Origin of the sequence: Pseudomonas sp. Pseusp16, from assembly GCF_047324915.1 — a bacterium.
In the GTDB taxonomy this organism is placed as follows: Bacteria; Pseudomonadota; Gammaproteobacteria; order Pseudomonadales; family Pseudomonadaceae; genus Aquipseudomonas; species Aquipseudomonas fluorescens_CD.
Genome location: NZ_CP168522.1, coordinates 2,208,002 through 2,223,948 on the forward strand (window position 1 = coordinate 2,208,002; position 15,947 = coordinate 2,223,948).

The 15,947-nt window shown below is 56.6% G+C and carries 15 protein-coding genes; 6 read left to right on the forward strand and 9 right to left on the reverse strand.

Going from position 1 to position 15,947, the window contains the following annotated elements; translation table 11 throughout:
• The first annotated feature begins 372 nt into the window (after nt 1-372).
• The 5 genes from ACEN8Q_RS09850 (at nt 373) to ACEN8Q_RS09870 (ending at nt 4,833) form a co-directional block, all read left to right on the forward strand.
• Nucleotides 373-651 carry a DUF2790 domain-containing protein gene (locus ACEN8Q_RS09850; RefSeq protein ID WP_413422347.1) on the forward strand — a complete coding sequence of 93 codons (279 nt, stop codon included), beginning with the start codon at nt 373-375 and terminating at the stop codon, nt 649-651.
• Between the two features lie 276 nt (nt 652-927).
• On the forward strand, nt 928-1,575 hold the full coding sequence (locus ACEN8Q_RS09855) for a hypothetical protein (RefSeq protein ID WP_413422349.1): 648 nt from the start codon (nt 928-930) through the stop codon (nt 1,573-1,575).
• 124 nt (nt 1,576-1,699) lie between these two features.
• A complete protein-coding gene (locus ACEN8Q_RS09860; protein ID WP_413422351.1) occupies nt 1,700-1,906 on the forward strand; it encodes a co-regulatory protein PtrA N-terminal domain-containing protein in 207 nt (68 codons plus the stop codon).
• Between the two features lie 111 nt (nt 1,907-2,017).
• On the forward strand, nt 2,018-2,470 hold the full coding sequence (locus tag ACEN8Q_RS09865; protein WP_413422353.1) for a thiol-disulfide oxidoreductase DCC family protein: 453 nt from the start codon (nt 2,018-2,020) through the stop codon (nt 2,468-2,470).
• A gap of 239 nt (nt 2,471-2,709) precedes the next feature.
• Nucleotides 2,710-4,833, forward strand: coding sequence for a TonB-dependent receptor (locus tag ACEN8Q_RS09870; RefSeq protein ID WP_413705076.1), 2,124 nt, complete (start codon nt 2,710-2,712; stop codon nt 4,831-4,833).
• 285 nt (nt 4,834-5,118) lie between these two features.
• Here ACEN8Q_RS09870 and ACEN8Q_RS09875 read toward each other — a convergent pair whose 3' ends face one another.
• The 4 genes from ACEN8Q_RS09875 to ACEN8Q_RS09890 all read right to left on the reverse strand — a co-directional run bounded on the left by ACEN8Q_RS09875 (nt 5,119) and on the right by ACEN8Q_RS09890 (nt 7,311).
• Nucleotides 5,119-5,271, reverse strand: a complete 153-nt coding sequence (locus ACEN8Q_RS09875) for a hypothetical protein (RefSeq protein ID WP_413705077.1) — start codon at nt 5,269-5,271, stop codon at nt 5,119-5,121.
• Nucleotides 5,272-5,278: 7 nt separating this feature from the next.
• Entirely contained in the window at nt 5,279-5,506 is a 228-nt protein-coding gene (locus tag ACEN8Q_RS09880) for a hypothetical protein (protein ID WP_413422359.1), read from the reverse strand.
• 142 nt (nt 5,507-5,648) lie between these two features.
• Nucleotides 5,649-6,548 (reverse strand): DMT family transporter, encoded by a 900-nt coding sequence (locus ACEN8Q_RS09885; RefSeq protein WP_413422361.1) that lies wholly within the window; start codon nt 6,546-6,548, stop codon nt 5,649-5,651.
• A 304-nt stretch (nt 6,549-6,852) separates the two neighbouring features.
• A complete protein-coding gene (locus ACEN8Q_RS09890) occupies nt 6,853-7,311 on the reverse strand; it encodes an Lrp/AsnC family transcriptional regulator (protein WP_413422363.1) in 459 nt (152 codons plus the stop codon).
• 267 nt (nt 7,312-7,578) lie between these two features.
• On the opposite strand from ACEN8Q_RS09890, the gene ACEN8Q_RS09895 reads away from it, so the two are divergent.
• Nucleotides 7,579-8,967: an amino acid permease gene (locus tag ACEN8Q_RS09895; RefSeq protein WP_413422365.1), complete on the forward strand. Its 1,389-nt coding sequence runs from the start codon at nt 7,579-7,581 to the stop codon at nt 8,965-8,967.
• A gap of 625 nt (nt 8,968-9,592) precedes the next feature.
• Here the strand turns inward: ACEN8Q_RS09895 and ACEN8Q_RS09900 are convergent.
• The 5 genes from ACEN8Q_RS09900 to ACEN8Q_RS09920 form a co-directional block, all read right to left on the reverse strand.
• A complete protein-coding gene (locus ACEN8Q_RS09900; RefSeq protein ID WP_413422367.1) occupies nt 9,593-10,912 on the reverse strand; it encodes an outer membrane protein transport protein in 1,320 nt (439 codons plus the stop codon).
• A gap of 158 nt (nt 10,913-11,070) precedes the next feature.
• Complete coding sequence (locus tag ACEN8Q_RS09905; RefSeq protein ID WP_413705078.1) at nt 11,071-12,972, reverse strand: acyl-CoA synthetase; 1,902 nt, start codon at nt 12,970-12,972, stop codon at nt 11,071-11,073.
• Nucleotides 12,973-12,974: 2 nt separating this feature from the next.
• A complete protein-coding gene (locus ACEN8Q_RS09910) occupies nt 12,975-13,931 on the reverse strand; it encodes a fumarylacetoacetate hydrolase family protein (protein WP_413705079.1) in 957 nt (318 codons plus the stop codon).
• Between the two features lie 140 nt (nt 13,932-14,071).
• Nucleotides 14,072-15,163: a VOC family protein gene (locus tag ACEN8Q_RS09915; RefSeq protein ID WP_413422373.1), complete on the reverse strand. Its 1,092-nt coding sequence runs from the start codon at nt 15,161-15,163 to the stop codon at nt 14,072-14,074.
• An 86-nt stretch (nt 15,164-15,249) separates the two neighbouring features.
• Nucleotides 15,250-15,864 carry a TetR/AcrR family transcriptional regulator gene (locus tag ACEN8Q_RS09920; RefSeq protein ID WP_413422375.1) on the reverse strand — a complete coding sequence of 205 codons (615 nt, stop codon included), beginning with the start codon at nt 15,862-15,864 and terminating at the stop codon, nt 15,250-15,252.
• Between the last annotated feature and the right edge of the window lie 83 nt (nt 15,865-15,947).

The window sequence follows — 15,947 nt, forward strand, 5'->3', positions numbered from 1 at the left end:
ATGGGTGGTTGCGCCGTCTCATTGCCAAACGGAACGTCGCTTGAGCCACTCGGATGTTGATAACCCAGAGTGGATCCGTGGCCCGATTGCAGTCATTTTCGGTCCATGTCCTGTCACATCTACTGCGTGAAATCTTGCGCAAAAATCCGTCATGACATGTTATGACCTCATCAAAAAAAGGCGTTTCGCCCAACAAATACGGCGTTTAATGGACGAATGGTCGTAAGGCGTCAAGCGCGGGGAATAGCCGGGAGCCTGAAGCCACTACAGGCGACTCAGGTTGGGTGCGTTCGTCGCGGTTTAGTGAACTTCGCGTTCATCACGTGTCACATTAGGTCCTCGTCAAGCGAACTTCAGAAGAGGTAAAGCCTAATGAACATCGCCACAGTAGTAAGTGCAGTAATTTCCAGTCTCGCCCCAAGTGTCTTTGACCAGAACGGCCTGCAAGAACCCGGCGCGCATGTCTCGGCCGTCGAATACCACTACGGAATGGAAATCGATGTAAAGCGGGTACTGCAGCGCACCGATACATCCGACAAGACCGGTATGGTACCGGTGACCCTGGTCTACGAAGACAGCGAGGGTGAGGTCCACAAGATCCGTTTCCTCGAATGGGGTGGAAGCCCTGCCAGTCCAACCAGCATTGTCTGATCCGCTCGCCGCCAGGGTTCCGGGCCACGCCCTACCCCGCAAGCGCAAGTTGAACTTCATATTCACCCAGTGCGAATTGATGTTTTTGTAACCTGAAAACTTACATGACCGAATGATTAAAAGTTCATTCGCGAAAATCGCTATTATCTTGCCCGCCTAATGCCGCAAGACTAATGAATAGTGATTACTGAATCTTAATTGCAATCAGCAACGGCAAACGCCAATCATGCCGTGCCGAGCGTCATGCTGATTCACTATTGAAGCCAAGAGGTCACCATGGAACTTAGTATGTTTTCTTCGTCCACCGTGGAATATGTTCGTTTGGGCGTTGTATATTTCCACCTAATCGCCTGCTGTGTTGCAATTGGCCTGGTCTTGACCAGTGACGTCGCAATGGTCAAGCAACTCCTGAAGGGAGATGCGTCAGGTCACCATGATGACGCGCACATGGAAAGCCTGCAAAAAACCGTAGTACTTGCACTTTGGGCTCTTTGGATTACCGGCATTGGTATTGTCGGGATCGATTATGCCGGTAAAGGAATGGAATACTTCCTCAATCCAAAACTGCAGGCCAAGATCGGGATCGTTGTACTGTTGACCTTTAACGGCTTCCTGTTGCATAGCGCTGTATTGCCGGCGCTGAAAAAAGCCGGTTCGATACTTAATCTTTCCTTCAGCCTGCGCATGCTGGCGCTGTTCTCCGGTGCGCTCTCTGCCGTGTCGTGGTTCTATGCCGCCATGCTCGGTGTTGGTCGTCCGTTGGCCTGGAAGTACTCGCTGGTCGAGTTGCTGGCAGCCTATCCGGTTCTCATCGTCGGTGGATTCGCGATGATGGTACTGCTCACCGCCTATGCAAAAAACAAAGGCAGCGAAGGGCGTCTGGAGCAAGACACCGGGATCGCACGAAACGCCGCCCTGGCTTGATGGTAAGGCCAGGTTGAACAGGCAGGTTCTGCGTTAGCAAATACATACCGCTATTCGTTATTTACAAGTTCTAGTTATTTACAAGTTCTAGTTATTTACCAACTCTCAATTTGAGGAAACCCAAATGAAATCCATGAAAGTTCTCTTCGTAGCCGCCGCTCTGACCGCTTCTTCTCTGGCAATGGCCACAGGTGGCGGTGATCGCACCTTCACTCGCATGGAGTCGGCCCGAAAAGTCTCGATGGAAGCCTTCCAGGTTGCCCAGAAACAGAAAGCTGAAGCCGCTGTAGCCCAAAGCAAAGCCAAGGTCTCCGATCACAGCAACAGCTGATCCGTGTAACGCGCCAGGAGGCCGCCGCAAATGTGCGGCCTCAACCCTCAAATGCAGCACCCAAGGTGCTGCTGGCGCTGGTTTGACCGAGATCCCCTTGGAACCATGCTTATGCCAGCCTCGCATATCCGCCCCTTACCCGCGCCACTGCTCAAACCTGGAGAAACGGTCGTCTTGTTCGACGGTATCTGCAAGCTGTGCAATGGCTGGGTGAGGTTCCTGATTCGCCATGACCGCCAGCGGCGCGTGCGGTTGGCGGCGGTTCAGTCACCCGAGGGGCAGGCTCTGCTCGCGTGGGCAGGTTTACCCCTGGATCAATTCAACACCATGGCGGTGATCCGCGACCGGCACTACTGGGAACGTTCGGAAGCATTTTTCGAAGTCATTGCCCGGTTTCCCGCACGCTGGCGCCCCGTGAACCTGTTGCGCATCTTCCCTCGCAAGCTTCGAGACTGGGCATACGACCGCATTGCGCTCAATCGTTATCGTCTCTTCGGGAAATACGACACCTGCCTGTTGCCTGATCCTGATCATGAACAGCGCTTTTTGAAAACGCCCCTATAACCCCCCCCTCAAACGCATTGACTGGATCGCCTGTGGCCGGCCGGCGTTCATGTTTGGCTACCACAGCCTGATTCCTGCGCACGACGCCGTCCACCGACCCTCCCTCTGAAAGTACAGCCGCCAGGCGAAATTGAGACGAATGTTCTGATTCGTGTCGGTCGCTTGTATCGAAATGATATGTATTTACTTACAAAAGATAATCGTTATTATTCGCGCGAAAATTCACACAAAAGGTGTCCATGGTGGCTCTATCGCGCATTTACCCAGCCTCTCTGTCGTTGCTGGGCGTTCTGGTCGTACCTGATCTACAGGCAGAAACCGAGACTGCTCTGACCCTGCCGGCAACCGCTGTAAACAGTGAGTACAACGAGCAGAGCTATATGTCGACCGAGAGCAGGAGTGCATTGAAGATCGATGCCCCGCTACGTGATATTCCGCAAACGGTGAACGTGATTCCCCAGAGCGTGATCAAGGACCAGGGCGCGCAGTCGATGGAAGACGTGCTGAAGAATGTTCCGGGGATCGGTCTGTCCAATGGCGATGGCCAGCGCGACCAGGTCACCATCCGCGGCTTCAGCGCCATCGGCGACATGTACATCGACGGTATCCGTGACGACGCCCTGTACTTCCGCGATCTGTCCAACGTCGAGCGCGTGGAAGTGATCAAGGGGCCCGCAGCGGTGCTCTATGGCCGCGGCTCATCCGGTGGCCTGATCAACAGCATCAGCAAAAAGCCCAACTTCGACCCCAAACAGGAAGTGGGTGTCAGCTTCGACAGCGAAGGTAAAAAGCGCACGCAGTTCGACGCTGGCTGGGCCGATCAACAGCAGAACGACAAGGCGTTCCGGGTGACCGGTGCGCTGGAAAACAGCGACACCTTCCGCGATGACGGCTATATCGACCGCAAGGCCATCGCACCTTCGGCTTACTTCAAGCTCTCCGACGATCTGGAATTGAACCTGGGTGCCAGCTATCTGTATGACAGGCGCCTGATCGACTTCGGCATCCCGGCGCGAGGCGATCGTCCGGTCGATGTGGATCGTGGCAAACGCTTCGGTGCTGCCGACCCGGATGACGACTACACCCGCAGCGAGGTGTTTTCGTTCACGGCCGGTGTCGACTACCGGATCAACGACGACTTCAGCCTGAGCAACACCAGCCGCTACTACCACTACGACCTGGATCGCAACAATACACTCGCCGACTCCAGCCCGACACGCTTCGTCACCGCCGCCAATGGCGAACTGTTGGTCAAGCTCAACCGCGGCAATGTGCAGCGCAAGGAGGATGGCTGGTTCAACCAGACCGAGCTCAAGCAACAGGCTACGCTCGCCGGGATGAACCACAACCTGCTTTATGGCGTGGAACTGGGGCGCCAGGTCAAGGACCAATCCGTGTTCAGCCAGAACAACGTGGCGCAGGTTCCGGTGTACCGCGATGGCTTGGTCGACGTGCCGTTCCAGGCCAACCGGCAAACCGCCAAGGGCACCAATACCCAGGACACGGCCGGTTTCTACGTCCAGGATCTCATCGAGTTGGCGCCAAAGTGGAAGGCGCTGGTGGGCGTGCGTTATGACGTGTTCGACCAGGAATATTCCGACGACCTGACGCACAGCTCCCTGTCCCGAACCGATACCACCTGGAGCCCGCGAGTCGGCCTGGTTTATCAGCCTGATCAGGTTCAGTCCTATTACGTCTCGGTGAGTCGTTCCTACCAGCCTTCCGCTGAAATGTTCGCCCTGAGTACGACGAACCAGGACCTGGAACCAGAAGAGACCACCAACTTCGAGATCGGCGGCAAGTGGGACCTGCTCGACAATCGCCTGGCGTTGACGGCGGCGCTGTTCCGTCTGGAACGCACCAATATGAAAACCAGCGATCCGGCGAACCCGAGCAAACTGGTACTGGCGGGTGAACAGCGTACCGATGGCCTCGAACTGACCGCCAGCGGACAGTTGAGCGACAAATGGCAGGTCTATGCCGGTTACGCCTATCTGGATGCCGAGATCACCAAATCCAACAGCCGAACCAACGGTGTCGCCAACGAAGGCCAGACTCCGACCCTGACCCCGCGCCACAGCGCCAATGTGTGGTTGGTACGCTCTTTGACACAGCAATGGCGTGTAGGCATGGGGGCGAACTATGTCGATGACCGTTACACCTCCCTGGATAACCAAGTGGTCATGCCGGCCTACACCACCGTGGACGCAGCCTTGCTCTACGACCTGCCGAAATGGGACATGGCCCTGCGTTTGCGTAACGTCTTCGACAAGGACTATTACGCCTCGGCGCATGGCTCCGTGGACCTGATCACACCCGGTGCGCCACGGACTCTGGAATTGAGCACCAACTATCGATTCTGAGTGCGGTACTGAGAACAAAGCCCGGTAGTGCGACACTGCCGGGCTTTTTATTGATAGAGGCTCCACATGCGTCTGATGTGTGCGGTTGTTGTATCAAAACAGCCACAGCGCATCAGCCCGGTTTATCTCCTGTCCACAACATTCTCGCCGCGCTTGAATCGGTGGGTATTTCACCTGGCCGAAAGAGCAGATGCAATTACCCATCAGAGCCATGAACTTGAGAAAACTGCACAAGCCGGAGGTGGCGACAGGCAGCAACTGGCCGTTCACTGCCAGTCATGGTTGCTAGAGGGGCGGGTCAAATCCGTTGCAAATGGCTGCCAGCCCCAACTGGAGCCCATGCATCGCGGCTTCTTCGAAGAACGCCGATTCTGCGGGCTGTCGATAGTTCTCCCGGTTCCAGGGCAACAGCAGGTCAGAGTTGAGGTAGTGATGCACGATCGGGTCAATCGCGACATAGGCCTGGCTGTCGTAATGATTGCGCCAGCCAGGTTACCGGGTAGTTGCTTTGAATCGATACCTGCTCGTCAGGCGCAACAGGACCAGGCTTTACGCCCAGCAGGAAATTCGAGTAACCCAGTCTACACGTCAGTGTCTTGAGGTTCCCCAGCCAGTCCTCGAAGCGCTCCGTCTTACCGAGTTGTACCAGATCATCCATTACCAGCATGGTCATTCCCTTCCATGGTCACACTGTTCGACGGTGCTCTCATCCTGATATAGAACGAGGGAAATCGAGCCCCGTCATTAAAGTGGGGTGGTGACGTAGTGACAGGGAGCGTTGAAATCAATATGCCAGCAAAGGACCCGACAATCGCTCACTCAGTCGTCGGGGCCGGGGCTTTGCTGCCCAAGCGGATCAGCTCATTGGAGAAACACAGTCCGACGATGATCAGTGCCGCCCCCGCGAACAGGCTTTCGCGTGGTACTTCATGGAGCACCACAAACGCCAGCAGCGCGGCGAACAGCGGCTCGGTCAGTTCCAGCGCCTGCACTTGGGATGGCTTGAGATATTCGATGGCCTTGGTGGTGCAAAAGAAGCCGAGGATGGTCGGCAGCGCGGCCAGCGCCAGCAGTGCGGCGATCGCCAATGGCGACAGCTCGCCGATCACGAAACCATCGGCCGCAGCCGGCATCAGCAGGTACAGACTGCCAAAAAACAGCAATTGCCGGGTGAGGTGCAGCCCCCCGGACACGCCCATCCGCTTCATGGCAACCGAAAAGGCCCCATAGCCGCAGCCGGCCATGGAGGCAAGCGCAGCGCCTTGCAGGGTAAAGCCCTGTTGCAGGTCGGCGCCAAAGATCACCGCGATCCCGGCGATGGCCAGTGCAGCGCCCACGGTCGCGTTCGCGGTGATGGCATCCTTGAGGAAAATGCGCCCCAGGATGATCGAGGAAATCGAGGCACTGGCCATCAGCACCACCACTACACCTGCCGCAGCGTAATGCCGATAGGCGGACGTTTCGAAGTGAAACAGCACGAAGATGCCCAGGAAGGCGCAGATTGCCGCCTGAGTCCATTTGGCCGTGGACGCCGGGCGCTTGAGGAAAAGCAACAGGATCGAAAGTAGCATGCAACCCAGCAGGGTCTTGATGACAGCCACACTGCTGGCAGTGAAGCCATTACTCATGAGGACTTTGCTAAGCACACCGATCGTCGCGTTCAGTGCCGCGGCGGAGAGTGCAAACATGACGCCTTTGCTGAAACTGGATTGCATTGATGACGGTCCCTGTCGTTGCTTTGTCGTTAGATAGAATGCCGGCCCACATCGACGGCACCAAGTTCGAGGATACAAAGACCCCGCCAAACCCGGCATTGATTGTGGCATAAACCGGATCGCCCGGCAGAATCCTGTGGGCCTTCTTGAGATTCCAGTGGGCGTCCTGCCCATGCACGTAAAAACTGTTACCTATGTGCTTGAACTGTTTTGTTACCTATGTAGGTGAGTCACACCCTCAGGATCTCTTGCCGGTTTTTTTGTAATGCTTGACTCGTCCTGAGCAAGGGGCAAGTCCCGGCACTTACAGTGGCAAGGTATTACAGTGCTTGATCTCCTTGACCGAAAACCCGGTGTACATTTCCTTGATACTGCCGAGTGTACGTATGCGATGCATGGCGAGTTCATGGAATGCCTCCATGTCTTTGACGACTACCTGCAAGAGGTAGTCGTATTTCCCCGACACTTTATGGCAGGCAATAATGTTGGGCAGCGCCAGAACGCCCGCTTCGAAATGCTCCATGGCGTCCTCGGAGTGACTATCGAGGGTGACGCTGATGAAAGCAAAAAGTCCCAGCCCCATGGTCTTTGGGTTCAAGTGCGCGTGATACCCGACAATCACCTCCTCTTCCAGGCGCTTCAGGCGCTTCCAGCAGGCTGGCGCTGACAGGCAGACACGAGCGGCGATCTCGGCGTTCGTCAGGCGACCATTCGTTTGCAGAATTTCCAGAATTGAACGATCAACCTTATCCATTTCCATCATGTGTTCTCTCCCTTTAACAATGAGTACGCGGCAGGGCGATCGGCCCCATCCCGCAGGTCCTTGATCAAGCATCCATTTCTAGAAACAACGGATATTAGAAAGAAAATTACGTAACGAACACATTTTGGATAATTAACGTCTGAAAATAATTAAATACAGATCCGTTTCGAAAGCTAATTTTCGAGGCGCTGAAATACAATTTCTTGTCACTTCCGACACCCAAGCCACACGCCCTGACAATAAAAACAAGTAACAACGGAGGCAATATTGAGCATTTTCAGAACAAAAGACCTGGACGCAATGATTGCTGCTGCCCGAGCGCCTTCCGGGTTGAAAAAAGTGCTGGGGCCGATGGATCTGGTCCTGATTGGTATCGGTGCAATCGTGGGGACGGGCATCTTTGTATTGACCGGAACCGGCGCATTGACTGCGGGACCGGCCCTCATGGTTTCATTCCTGTTAGCGGCGTTGGCCTGTGCATTTGCAGCGCTCTGTTATGCCGAGTTCGCCTCATCCGTACCGGTAGCAGGCTCGATTTACACCTACAGCTACGCGACGCTGGGAGAGTTGGTGGCCTGGATGATCGGCTGGGATCTGATGCTCGAATACGGACTGGCCAGTTCGGCTGTGTCTGTTGGGTGGTCGGGTTACTTCCAGTCCCTGCTGAGCGGATTTGGGCTGAATCTTCCGGTTGTGCTTACGGCGGCTCCAGGCTCTTTGCCCGGTGTGGAAACCTGGTTCAACCTGCCCGCGCTGGTGATTATGCTGGCAATTACCTGGATGCTTTCCATGGGCATCAAGGAATCCGCGCGCGTAAACAACGTGATGGTGATCATCAAGATCGCCGTGGTGCTGCTCTTCATCGCCGTTGGTGCGCGACATGTTCAGCCGGCTAACTGGCAACCTTTCGCTCCCTTCGGTGGCCAAGGCATTTTGAGTGCTTCGGCCTTGGTTTTTTTTGCTTTTATTGGTTTCGATGCAGTTTCCTCTGCCGCCGAAGAAGTGAAAAAACCGGCGCGTGACCTCCCCATCGGCATTATCGGTTCCCTGGCCGTTTGTGCGGTGTTGTACGTTGCCGTTTCAATGATCATGACCGGCATCGTGCCCTATGCCCAATTCCTTGGCGTTGATCACCCGGTCTCATTGGCGTTGCAACATGCCGGTGAAAGCTGGGTTGCCGGGTTCGTCGATTTAGGCGCAATCATTGGCATGACGACTGTCATTCTGGTTATGGCTTACGGTCAAACCAGGATCATCTACGCGATGTCGCGCGACGGACTGCTTCCCCAGCGCCTTTCCAGGGTTCATCCACGATTCGGTACCCCGTTTTTCGCCACTTGGATGGTCGGAATAGCATTCGGGCTGATCTCGGCACTGATTCCGCTGAACGTCCTCGCCGAGCTGATCAATATCGGTACGTTGGCCGCGTTCAGTCTGATCTCGGTGGCAGTGATCGTATTGCGCAAGACCCGACCCGATCTCCCTCGCGCATTCAGATGCCCGGGCGTGCCCGTTGTTCCGTTGCTCGCCATCGTGTTCTGCGTAACCTTGATGACCTTCCTCAAGCAGACGACCTGGCTGGTATTTGGGGCGTGGTTGGCAATTGGCCTGGTGATCTACTTCGCCTATGCGAGGCGCCGCTCGTTGTTGCATTAATCCGGCATTTCGTCAGGTCACTCTGGAGTGTCAATCCTCACCTCATTTGTCCTGTTTTTTGTCAAAGCGAGCAGAACTTGTCATCAGGATCCGCTGTGAGGATTGCAACACTTCTTCAATGGGGCCAGCCCTGTCGTCAGTGCGATTGCATTCTAGTACTTGGCCGGTGTTGAGCGTGGTCGCCCTGGCCACTCTGTAGTTCGCGCAACAGGGATCGCAGGTAGCTTAAAGGGTCGATTGCTGCCCTTGGTGACAGGCAAAAACAGGCCAAAAGCTACCTTTCACGTAAGTAAATCGCAGTGGCCTGGCAATCCAACACCTGCAGACTTTGATTTGCTGATTCGGTGGCGCCGTCCCGAACTCGCGGAGCACGAGTTCGGGGTCTTCCAGATCGCCACGGATAGCGACGACCCTCAGACAGGCGCAGAGACAAAGCAGAGACCCTCTTGTGGAGAGTGCACCGACAGCAAGGCGCCTGGTGAAGCGCCTCGATTTGGCATGGCTACTAACGCCGTGGAACGCGTAGCGTCCGCCCGCTGTAAGGAGCCCCCATGACAAGTTCAGTTATGGGCGCTGGAAAAACCATTCAATCAATTCGTAGTGGAAATGCTCTGGGTCAAGCCGATCAGTACCGATAGGTTGCCTGCACTGAAACCCCATTCGCACTGTTGTCGTATTTGGCACTGTATTCCGGTTGAAGACCTGAGTTGTTCGACTGCTTCACCGAGACTTTGGAATCCCAGAGATAACCGTAAGCAAAGTCGATCGTCAGATCGGAACTCGGCGAATAAGCGCCACCCAGGGTCACGGCCTGGCGATTCCCGACGGGAACGCGCACGCTACGATCGGCATTGCCGATTGGCGACGGATCATAGGCGTAGCCTGCGCGCAGCAGCCATTGCCGGTTCAATTGAAAGGATGCGCCAACGGCGGTGGCCCAAGTGTCATGCCAGTTCATTTCTTCGGTCACACTTCCCAGGCCCGCCGCCTGGCCCAGGGGGGAAAGTCCGCTGTTGACTGCCTCGACCTTCTTGACCCGGCTCCAACGCTTCCAGGTGGCCCCCAGGTATCCCGTCCAGCGACTGTTGAAATGATGGGTGATAGAGGTGTCGACGGATTCGGGCATCGTGAGGTCTATCTTGTTGTCATACTTTCCGTCCAGCGGAATTACGCTCGGGGAGCCGCTAACCTCGGTATGCCCTTTGAGTTCATAATCCACCTTCGAGTGATAGTTAATCCCCCAACGGGTGGCATCACTCAAGTCAAACAAAACCCCGACGTTGTAGCCAAGTGCCGTGTCATCGCCCTTGATGGTGACCAGCGTGTCTTCGCCGTTGTTCAGGGCGCCGGTGGCCAGGTAGTTCTGAAGCTTTGCATCGAAGTGGTTTATGGTCGGCCCGCCACCAATGGACACGTAATCATTGATCCGCCAGGCAATGGTGGGCTGCAGGGTTATTTCCTTGGTCGTGCTATAGGATCCATGGTAACGGCCTTGAAAACTGCTCTCGTAATCATTGATCAGACCACTCGGGGCATACAGGCCCAGACCAATCGAAAAACGATCGTCAAGCGGCGTCGACATATAGGCAAAGGGCACAACCCCCAAAGGGACCGAGTCCCCTTTATTCGTTCCCTGGGCACTGCTCTGCGCATCACTGATGTCAACGTTCACCGAAACGACCGCGGCTCCGCCGGAAACCTCGGCACGTTTCAATTTGGTCAAACCTGCAGGGTTTCCAAAGATAGTGCTGGCGTCCAACGCGGAAGACGACCTCCCCGCATAAGCAGTACCCGCACTACTTGCACTTTGCTCGTTCAAGGCAATGCCGTTGGCGCCCGCGCTTGTTGAAACGCTGAGTATTGCCGCGGCACCTGTGAATTTGATCCAGGAAGACATTTTTTGCACAGCGCAGAGACACTGGGTTGCACGGTTGCTCAGTTTCATTTCCCACCTCGAATTGTTTTTATTGATTGGTGCGCAGGCAAAGCTTCGCCTTCCGGTGCACTTGGCAGTGCCGGTTGGCGTTGATCGAAGTTGCGAAAAAGGCCCTGGCGGATTAGTACCAGGGGCGGAGTATCGAATTTACGAAGACAACGTCAGGATCATTCAAGCCACTCCACCTGAAAGCTGTAGCGACCTAGAAGAAGGGCCAGCGACTCTTGTTCTCGCCCGGCCCGGATGCACGCGACCAATCCACGTTGTTCATGCTGAATCACCTCGACCGCAATGTCCTTCAGGCACATGCGCTGCACTTCCTGCCGAATGACTCGGGCGACCTCATGCTGCTGCAAGGCGGGTTTGAAGATCTTGCCCACCGCCGTCAATGGCAGTGCCTCGAGGATTTCGATCCGCTTGGGAACAGCCGCTCGCTCACTGATGTGACGCTGGGCAAACTGCTCAAGTTCTTCAACGTCGCAGATGTGACCTGGTCGCAGTTGCACGTAGGCGACCGGCACTTCACCCGAATAGGCGTCCGGGCTGCCGATGGCAGCCGCCAACGCCACCGCTGGATGGGCTTGCAGTGCTTCCTCGATTTGCTTGGGATCGATATTGTGGCCGCCGCGGATGATCAGTTCCTTTTTGCGCCCGGTCAGCCAGAAGTAGCCATTTTCATCCTGACGCCCCAGATCGCCCGTATTCAGCCAGCGCTGACCATTGATCCCGATCCACAGGCCCCGGTTATGGCTTTCCTCAACGTAACCCTCGAACAGGTTCGGACCCGTGATGCTGATCAGGCCAATTTCGTCGATGTCGGCGTCGCGCAGATAATCTCCCGCGTCATCGAGCATGACTGCACGCATGTCCTGGTAGGCAATCCGTATACCGATGGAGCCGATATGGCGCTCGCCATGGGGCGGATTGACCGAGGAGACGCACGCGCCCTCCGTGAGTCCATAGCCTTCGAGGATCTTCACCCCGGTCCGGCCTTCAAACTCCCGGAAAAGTTCGACCGGCATCGGCGCGGCACCACACATGGCATAACGCAGGCTGGACAGGTCGCGGCCTTCCAGATCGTTTTGCAACAGTGCGGAATAGACCGTTGGAACGCCGGAGAAGAAGTTGATGCCGAAGTGCTCGACCATCTCCCAGAAGCGTGGGATCACACCCTCACCGCGATAACCCTGCGGCGTGCCGAGGATGACATGATCACCCTGCGTCCAGGGCATCAGGCCTGTCACCAGCTGAGCATTTACATGGAACAGCGGCAACCCGCAAAAAATGACCTGACCCCCGCCATGGGGTTGCATGTGAGTGGCCATGGCCCACGCGTTGAAGACCTCCGCCCCATGGGTACGCATCGCAATCTTGGGCAACCCGGTGGTACCGCCGGTGCAGAAGTAAGAGGAACGATCCTCAGGGCGGAACAGCCGGGCACTCTTCAGGTGCGAGCCTGGCTGAGCATCCATCAACGTTCGTAATTCATGAATCGTGGCCCCCCTGTGCAACTCACGTTCTTTCTCCGCCAGGGATTCAAGGGATTCGCGCTGAGCGACATCGATATAGGGGCCCATGCCAACCCAAACGACGTGCTTGATCTCGGGAAGTTGATCCAGCTGCGAGGCCAGCTTGGGCCACAGGTCGCTGCCCGGCGTCGGTGCGAGCGTTACCACCACGCTGGCCTTGGCGGCCCGTAGCAAGGCCGCCATCTGTTTGGCCTCCTGCAGCGGATTGATCGCCATGACGACACCGGCCGCTTCCCCCCCCCAGATAGTGAAGTGGGTTTCCGGCAGGTTGGGCAGGATGAAGGCCAGCACTTCACCCGGGGTAATGCCCAGGTCGTGGAAGGCATTCGCCGCGCGGGTGATATCTTCGACGAGTTCGGAGTAGCTCCAGCGGTGGGTGTTTCTGAAGCACGTGGCGTCGGCGAAGAAACTCAGTGCGGGCGCATTGGGAGAAAGCCCGGCCGTACGCGCCAGTGCTTCATAGGTGCTGCAAGCCAAGCCACGCTCCGATAATGGAGCCTGCTCGATACTTTCAATGTCGTTCAGAGATCGCACCATCATCTTCAGGCTTCCTCTACGACTCGGTTGCGTTGCACACCCAGGTCAATCACGCCATCCGCACTGCGAATGCGTGCCTCGACCACGTCTCCTGCCTTGAGATACTGCGTCCGCCCTTCCTGCGCCTTGAGGAACAGCTTCCACTTGGTGGCTTCCGGCATCAGGGCCGCAATGCGCTGTTTGGCGGGCGAAGGGATGGTCAGCGCGCATCCCGCCGGAGTACCGGTGGCGATCAGGTCGCCGGGGGCGAGATCCTGGACAGAGGAGAGTTCGGTCAGGGTTTCAGCGGGGCCATACACCAGGTTGGCCGTGCTGTCGCTTTGTCGCACCTCGCCGTTGACCGTCAGGCGCAACTGCAATGCTTTCAGGTAACGCATGTCCTGGGCGCCCAGCAGGCAGAGATACGGGCCGACCGGGCCAAACGTGCGGAAGCTCTTGCCCTTGTAGAACTGCATCTGCGGGATCTGAATGTCGCGTGCCGAGTAGTCATTGACGATGACCACACCGGCAATGAACTCATGCAGGTTGGCGTCGTTGACGGTCACTGCGCCGCTGATCACGCGTTTCATCACCAGCCCGAGTTCGATCTCATAGTCAAGGAAACGGACGTTGCGCGGCTTGATCAGGACGCTGTCTGCGGCCACCAGGCAACTGGTCGCCTTGGTGAACATCATGTTGTATTTCTTCGCATCCGGGTCCATGCCCGACTCGATCATGTGCTGTCGGTAGTTGGCCCCTTGGCAGACGAACTGTTGATTGCGGGTCACCGGCGACAGCAGCTTCACTTTGTGCGCCTCCAACTGAGTACCATTCAGTTGAGCGAGGTCATCGATACTGTTCTGGCAGATGAAGTCACCCGTGGTCTCAAAAGTGCCCGGGACAATCGTGATACGGTCTTGGCGCAACACGCCCCAGTGGATACCGTTCTCATACTCAAAGCGGACTACGTGTACAGCAGACATTGAAGGTACTCCTGGAGCAGCGTTTGTCCCGCGCTCGATGGCGCGAGAACTGTGGTGTTGTTCTGAGGGTGAGTTGGCGACGCTGTCGATCAACGGGCCGCCGGCCATACCGTGTAGCGTTGCCCGACATGGCGGCCGCTCTACCCGAACATCCGCATCAGCGTGATCAACTTGCGAATCGTCAAGTCCGGGCTGCGCCGCAGGTTGCGGATCAGCGCTCGTACATTGCTGAAGCTCATCCTGGGTTTGGTAAAGCTCTTGGGCATGCGCTGGCCCCACTGCGCCATTGCCTCGGGGCTCACGGGATGGATGCCCGTAGGTTGCATGGCGGTAAAAATATCCCCGTCGCAGTAGTGCTCGTGCTTGTCACCCCAGGGGTCTTGCCAGTAATCGAAGATCTGACTGCCCAGGATGTGCCGGCCGATTCCCCATGAGTGCTCCCAACCCCGCTCTCGCAGGACCCGTTGCCCCATGCCCACCGCGTCGGCGTCGACGACCTCATAGGCGCTATGGCTGTAGGTCGCCATGAACCCCTGGGCGATCGCGAGCGTATGGTGATCCGCAGGCTTGTCACCGAGATCGAGGCGCATGAAAGCGACGATGGGCGTGCCGTCGGGGAGTACCTGCACATCGCTGGGAATGAACCCGAAATGCCGGGTGTACCAGGCACAGGTCGCCTGATAGTCGGCCACTTCGACGACGATATGACCCAGTTTGATGACTTCAGGCGGTGCAATCGGCGTGCGCTGCGTGGCGTTGATTCGCGATTGCTGTTGCGCCAGATTCCAGGGAAGCGGAGCTCTGTGTTCCAGGTTTTCACTGGGCGTCTGGTCGCAAACAGCCTCGACAATAAAACCGGAAGGATCGGTCAGCCTGACGTAGTGGCCGCCACCAGGGTGGGTCGGGGCCTCGACAGAAGATGCCCCTGGAATTTGCGTCAGCTTTTCCAGATCCCTGAGCGATCGAACTGCCAGGCCGAACCCGATAAAACCTGCCTTTTCTGCACGGTGCACGCGGTAACAATAGGCAGTTGGCGCTGTGCCGCGCAGATAGAGCATTTCGGCGTTCTGATGACTGACGGTCAGACCGAAGTCCGTCAGGAAGTGCGCCGCCTCATTCAAGTCCGGCCTTTGAAAAATCAGATGAGTCAGACCCTGGGCCTTCACCGTCGGTTGCGGATGTCGGGCAGGTTGTGGCGTCGTCAACTGGGGGATTTCATTTTTGTTGTTCATTGTTCTTGTTTTCCGGTTTTTTCGGGCAAAGCGTCCCCGAACCCCTGAAAATGCCAGGGGTTTGTTCGTGGTGTCGGTTACTGCGTTTAGTCGATCGGAGGAAGCGTCGGCAACTCTACGGTCGCCAGCGCTCTAGCCTCCTCGAGAGGCACGCCCAAGGCCCGCAGCACGAGTTCGGCCGTGTCAGATCCCGATTCGCGCCATGTTCTGTGCCCTTCCAGAACCAGGAAAATGGAGCCGAGGACACTGCTCGATATCAGCGTAAGAACCGAGAGCAATTGCTCTTGCTGAAACTGGTACCGGCCGGTGGAAAGTCCACTCAGAAGATCCGTCGTCGCCTGGCTGGAAAACATTTCACGCAACGAAGCGTTGCTCATGGCGAACTTATGGATGAATGCCCCCCAGTGGGAGTCTTCGTGAGCCCGACGGATGAAGAACCGGATGCCATTGGCCAGGCGTTGAGCGGGATCGGAGAGGGAGTTGAAGCTCTTGTTGACCCGTTCATGCATCTCTCTCGCGAGATGGCTGGCGACCGCCTCGAACAGGCCTTCCATGCTCTCGATGTTGCTATAAACCGTGCCGCGCGCCACCCCTGCCTCTTGCGCAAGGTCGAGGATGTTCACTTGCGAGGTGCCTTTTTCCGCGAACAGGCGAAAAGCGGCCTGGTGAATGCGGCGCTGTGTTGGATTCAGAAGTTCCACGGTCTCTCTCCAGAATTGCCTTATGGGTCAATTGAACACGCATGTTCGATTGACGTCAATCTGGTTTTTGCAATGAGAGGCTA